This is a genomic window from Bacteroides congonensis, assembly GCF_900130125.1.
Taxonomy (GTDB): Bacteria; Bacteroidota; Bacteroidia; order Bacteroidales; family Bacteroidaceae; genus Bacteroides; species Bacteroides congonensis.
Map to the genome: position 1 here is coordinate 1 of NZ_FQXY01000002.1, position 1,092 is coordinate 1,092.

Here is a 1,092-nt window from a genome sequence, read left to right on the forward strand (position 1 = left end):
AGATTATGAATCCGGAGTATACGGATGATTTTATCCGATTTACGCAATTCAAGAATCAGAAGACTGCCGCAAATTCACGAGTTCCGCCCATTTGTTCAGCCTCAGGTCAATTCCCCCCTTCTCCAAGAAATGCAGAGAGGAAAGGAAATATTTAATTATACGTTCAGGATTGTCACACTGTTCATAAGCCAGCTCACCAAGGGCATAATGCAGACGGGAAATTTGAATATAGTCGACCTGGGTACAGGAGTTATCCATGGAAGCCTCAACCAGACTATCAAGGATTTCACAAGCCTGGCTTTGTTCCCAATCCGTCAGTTCACTTATGGGTTTATGCATGATAGGGTGTTGCATCAGGAGGATGATGTTCTCTTTAAAATCATTACTCATCGGTATAGTTTTGTTTGCCGCATCTGTTCCCAAAGGTGCCAGGGTTTATATATAAAAAGAGCGTAGGAACTATCTACCCATGTCTTCATAAGGTATCGGCTAGAAACCCTCCACGAACACAAGTGATAGCCCCACGCCCAATTGAGTATATAACAAGGTCATATATACAAAAGATGCGTGAGACCTGTCACTTATTGCTTTTCGTGAAAAAAATTAGCCGATTTTTTATGAAGATTGCAATAAATAACCGTTCTCAATAAAATTATCAAAAACTTACTTTCTTCGCTCGAAAGTAAACTATGACAAAAGTAGCAATTTATATTTAGCAAGCAAACTATATTGACAAAGAAATGAATGGGAGACATAAAATTATCCTAGTGATACATAGGCAGCATGCAAATATTCCAATTGCTCTTTCATACTTGAAGGCATAACGCATTTATGAGTCAGGTCCAAAAGATATACGGGAGCTGAACTCAAAAACTCAAGTTCTTACTAGAAACGATTTCGAAAAATCATTTCTCATGTTCTCATAGTTCAAGTGATAACTATCTGTAAATAAATGATATGACTGAATGAGAAATAAAATAAGAAACGGCATTTCTCATTGTTTTTATGCCTTTTCACCTTAAAAATCATGTATTTCTCATACTTATTTAAATCATTTCTCATTGGGCATAAAACAACATGAACCGGATTTGA

Annotated in this window: 1 protein-coding gene; it reads right to left on the reverse strand. The window is 36.9% G+C overall.

The window, feature by feature from the left end:
• Window positions 1-48 precede the first annotated feature (48 nt).
• Window positions 49-390, reverse strand: a complete 342-nt coding sequence (locus tag BQ7997_RS00010) for a hypothetical protein (RefSeq protein WP_073342326.1) — start codon at window positions 388-390, stop codon at window positions 49-51.
• Window positions 391-1,092 lie beyond the last annotated feature (702 nt).